Annotated in this window: 6 protein-coding genes; all 6 read left to right on the forward strand. The window is 58.4% G+C overall.

Features of this window, described 5'->3' with window-relative positions; genetic code table 11:
- Window positions 1-15 precede the first annotated feature (15 nt).
- The 6 genes from ASE07_RS29155 (at window position 16) to ASE07_RS29350 (ending at window position 3,741) form a co-directional block, all read left to right on the forward strand.
- On the forward strand, window positions 16-132 hold the full coding sequence (locus ASE07_RS29155) for an AraC family transcriptional regulator (RefSeq protein WP_268793469.1): 117 nt from the start codon (window positions 16-18) through the stop codon (window positions 130-132).
- Window positions 133-267: 135 nt separating this feature from the next.
- Window positions 268-927, forward strand: a complete 660-nt coding sequence (locus ASE07_RS24805) for a tyrosine-type recombinase/integrase (protein WP_082584462.1) — start codon at window positions 268-270, stop codon at window positions 925-927.
- 226 nt (window positions 928-1,153) lie between these two features.
- Window positions 1,154-1,744, forward strand: coding sequence for a TetR/AcrR family transcriptional regulator (locus ASE07_RS24810; protein WP_057293496.1), 591 nt, complete (start codon window positions 1,154-1,156; stop codon window positions 1,742-1,744).
- A gap of 77 nt (window positions 1,745-1,821) precedes the next feature.
- Window positions 1,822-2,298: a MaoC family dehydratase gene (locus tag ASE07_RS24815; RefSeq protein ID WP_057293497.1), complete on the forward strand. Its 477-nt coding sequence runs from the start codon at window positions 1,822-1,824 to the stop codon at window positions 2,296-2,298.
- A gap of 10 nt (window positions 2,299-2,308) precedes the next feature.
- Window positions 2,309-3,496, forward strand: a complete 1,188-nt coding sequence (locus tag ASE07_RS24820) for an MFS transporter (RefSeq protein WP_057293498.1) — start codon at window positions 2,309-2,311, stop codon at window positions 3,494-3,496.
- Window positions 3,493-3,741, forward strand: coding sequence for a DUF2917 domain-containing protein (locus tag ASE07_RS29350; protein ID WP_057293499.1), 249 nt, complete (start codon window positions 3,493-3,495; stop codon window positions 3,739-3,741). Before ASE07_RS24820 ends, ASE07_RS29350 begins: the two co-directional genes overlap by 4 nt.
- Window positions 3,742-4,007 lie beyond the last annotated feature (266 nt).

Here is a 4,007-nt window from a genome sequence, read left to right on the forward strand (position 1 = left end):
TCCAAAGGCAAACTCTTGAGCCAAGTCGCTTTCGAGGTGGGATACGAAAGCTCCTCGCAGTTCAGCCGGGAATACACCAGAATGTTCGGCCGGTCACCGATCAAAGATAAACAGATGGCATCTGAACGGTAGAGATTCACCGGCACAAACGGATAGCCTACTGTCTTGTGGTGTCGGCGACACCTTCAGTGTCCCCCGAGGACCACCGATCTCGCGTGCACGAGTGTCGGTTGTGGGTCGCGGAACGTCGGTAATAGGTGGAGCAGAATGAGTCTCCTTTCATTTACAGAAGGAGACGGTCATGAATGCCCACCAAGCTCAGCCCGCTACCATTGGCCATGGAACAAAGGCAAGTTCATCGGTCAGAAAGCACCCCTGAAGTTGAAGGAAATCTGGGCCATACGCATCCGGCTGCAACTGGAGAATCGTACCCGCGATCTGGCTTTGTTCAATCTGGCAATCAATAGCAAGCTTCGCGGCTGCGACCTGCTTAGCCTCCGCGTCATCGACGTCACGCAAGGTAGTCGAGTACTTCCGCGTGCCATCGTAATGCAACAGAAAACCCAGCGGCCCGTGCAGTTTGAAATTACCGAGCAGACGCGAAGCTCGGTTCTGGCCTGGATTCAATGTACCCAACTGAGCTGCAATGACTTCCTATTTCCAAGCCATATTTCAACCTCTCCCCATTTATCGACACGTCAGTATGCGCGCATTGTTGATGCTTGGATTGAGTCGATCGGGTTGGAGTCGACTGGGTACGGTACACATACGATGCGGAGGACGAAAGCCACTTTGATCTACGGGCGCACGAAGAACTTGAGGGCAGTCCAGTTACTTCTTGGCCATACGAAGCTGGAGAGCACAGTTCGCTATCTGGGCATCGAGGTCGATGATGCGCTGGAGATCGCAGAGCAGACTGAAGTATGACGTATAGCCGCCGGTCAGTGTTCGACATCGGCAGACGCTGACCGGCCAATAGCGGGCATCGGAGCATGTGTTCCTCTACGCAGGAGGGCGCGAACAGAAAGAGTGACCAAGCATAGTTGCCCGCCGGCGGTTCCCTCGGCCGGCGGTAGTAGATCTGCAGTCACTCGCCCAGCTCCTTGGTACATGACGACTTGACATGGGCTGGAGACTACCTTACAGTAGGTAGATGACTCGACGTGCTCTGCCTAAATCTTCCTTTATCGACGCATCGCATGGCGGCACCCGCGAACAGGTGTTGACGGCGGCGCGCCGACTTATCCAGACCCGTTCGTATCTAGGGTTTAGCTTCCAGGATGTAGCCGCTGCCGTCGGCGTTCGCAAGCCCAGTCTGTACCACCATTTTCCAAGTAAGGAGGCCCTCGGCACCGAAGTGCTAAGAGTGGCGAAGGAGGCTTTCCGCTGCTGGGCGCAATCAGTTGCAGACCGAACGCCGGTGGACCAATTCGACGCCTACATCCATATGTACCGGAATGACATCCGGGCAGGTGAGAGAATTTGCCCTGGAGGCTCATTTATTGCCGGATGGGACTGCATTGAAGACGAATTACGCGAAGCCGTGCGAGAGATCCGTGCGGAGCAAGTGGTATGGCTTACCGGGGTACTTGGCGCGATGCTGCCGACTGGCAAGTGTACAAGTCCGTTGGCTAGTTATGTATACGCAAGTTGCCAAGGCGCCTTGATCACGGCTCGCATGACTGGCCGCGTGGAGGATTTCGAAGAAATCATGACCCAGGTTCAACATACGCTTTCTATCTAACCCACCGCCAAGGCTCACAACCGAGGCGGCATTTTTTTAACCCGTTCACCTACCTACTAGTAGGTTTGGAGAAGTACATGTATACAAATAAGGCTTCCGTTTATCCAGACGGTCTCTACCTCGAAGATTTGGCTGTTGGCCAACGCTTTCAAAGCGGGGAGCACATCGTGGACGAGGCACAGATTATTGAATTCGCTCGCCAGTTCGATTCGCAACCCTTTCACAGCGACCCTGAACGTGCGAAAAGCACCTTCTTCGGTGGTCTGACTGCGAGCGGCTGGCACGTCGCCGCACTGACGATGAAGCTCTACTTGAGTGGCGGCGGACCGCGTCTGGCGGAAGGCACCATAGGTGCCGGCAGCGAATTAAGTTGGAAGCAGCCCACGCGTCCTGGCGACGCGCTGCGCTTAGTAAGCGAGGTCACGGAAATCACGCCATCCAAGAGCCGACCTGAACGCGCCATCGTAGTCATCCGTGGCGAGACTTTCAACCAGCGTGACGAACTGGTACAGGTATTCATCTCGCGCCTCGTCGTCTCCCGCCGTTCCACCTGAGGGCATGCATATGTACAAGAACTTATTTTGGGTTGCCCTTGGCACCTTTGCAATAGGCACCGAGGGTTTCGTAATCGCCGGCGTGCTGGACGAGATGTCGCGTGACCTTGGGGTATCGCCCTCAATGGCTGGCCATTTAGTCACCGCTTACGCGCTGATCTACGCGTTGTCGGCACCGGTCATGGCCACGCTCACCGCTCCCTGGCAACGCCAGACAGTAATGCGCTGGGCAATGGCGCTCTTCGTGTTGGGTAACGTCGCCGCCGCACTAGCGCCGGGCTTTGCTGGCTTGCTGGCTGCCCGTTTGATCCTTGGTTTGTCTGCGGGCACCTTCACACCCGCCGCCGCCGCTTGGGCCGGTGCCGCCGTTACGCAAGAGCGACGCGGCCGTGCACTCGCATTCGTGATGGCGGGAGTGGCGGTTTCCACCGCGATAGGCGTGCCGATCGGCGCGCAAATTGGTCACGCCTTCGGCTGGCGCGCCACATTCGTGCTCGTGGCCGTGCTGTCACTCGTCGCTCTGCTTGGTCTGTTCCGCCCGCGGCCAGCCCAGCCCGCGGTACCGGCGGCCAGCATCGCCCAGCGTTTGGCATGGCTGCGAACGCCGCCCATTGCGTACGCCCTGGTTGTCACTTGGTTGACCTTCACAGGCTGCTATTGCGTGTACACCTACTTGTCGCCCTTGATGCATGCGATTGCTGGCCCACTGCTCGCAGATAACTTGCCGCTGGTGCTGGCAGTCTTCGGTGCAGCGGCCGTCGTTGGCAGTCTCACTGGCGGTCACTTGTCCGATCGTTTTGGGGCGCGGTTGGTTATCCAGCGGGCCTTGCTGTTGATTACCCTGATTTATGCGGCTCTCGGGGCGCTGGCTACCGGCCCGACGTGGAGCGTCAATTTCAGCGCGACGGCCGCAGTGCTGCTGATGGTGTTGTGGGGACTGGTCGGATGGCAACTGCCCGCCGCCCAGCAGCTAAATCTAATGCAGATCGCTCCTCAAGCTGCACCGATCGTTCTGTCGCTGCAAGGTTCAGTCCTGTACCTGGGCGTATCGACTGGTGCATTCATCGGTTCGCTGACCCTGGGATTCGGTTCGCCCACTTTGCTCGGGTGGATTGGTGCTGGCTGCGAACTCCTGGCGCTGCTGGTGTGGGTAGCGCACAACCCGCGGCCGCTAGCGGCGCCCGCCAAAAGCCTATGAAAATCGATCACGGCGGAAGGTTCACCATGTTGCGAGGGACCGTTCTGGAGTTGCCGCCCGCGCGTCCGGTGATGGTAGCCAGCGCCGGAGGCTCGCTATGGCTAACGCTGGACCATGATCCCCGTGACCTCGTGCTGAACTACGGCGAGAGCGTACTGTTGGTAGGGCTGGATCGGGTGCTGGCTTTCGCTCTGGAGGATGCGGTGATGGAGGTACGGAAAGTCGACTGGCGGGGGGCTTGGTAAACCGTGGGAACGGGAAGAGGGTTTGTGCCGCGACCGAAGTAAGCACTACTGACTGTCGATTCGCCGCGTGTCTTTCAACGAGGATTGATTTAGATGATGCTGGCGGCGAAGGTCCCCTCGATGCCCGAGGGGCGCGCAGAAATTCTAAACCAAATGGATCGGCTGCTTGGGGTGTGCGCCGTGATAAGGCGATGTAGTTCCAGCGGGTGGAAGCCCCGCCCGGCGAAGTGCTCCCGCCGGAAGCTACCGGAGCAGCGGTGGAGGTA

The sequence above is a fragment of the Noviherbaspirillum sp. Root189 genome (assembly GCF_001428545.1).
In the GTDB taxonomy this organism is placed as follows: Bacteria; Pseudomonadota; Gammaproteobacteria; order Burkholderiales; family Burkholderiaceae_D; genus Noviherbaspirillum.

Coding starts and splice junctions, on each gene's coding strand:
- ASE07_RS24815 (WP_057293497.1), top strand. CDS start 1,822: ATGTATACAAATAAGGCTTCCGTTTATCCAGACGGTCTCTACCTCGAA.
- ASE07_RS29350 (WP_057293499.1), top strand. CDS start 3,493: ATGAAAATCGATCACGGCGGAAGGTTCACCATGTTGCGAGGGACCGTT.
- ASE07_RS24805 (WP_082584462.1), top strand. CDS start 268: ATGAGTCTCCTTTCATTTACAGAAGGAGACGGTCATGAATGCCCACCA.
- ASE07_RS24810 (WP_057293496.1), top strand. CDS start 1,154: ATGACTCGACGTGCTCTGCCTAAATCTTCCTTTATCGACGCATCGCAT.
- ASE07_RS24820 (WP_057293498.1), top strand. CDS start 2,309: ATGTACAAGAACTTATTTTGGGTTGCCCTTGGCACCTTTGCAATAGGC.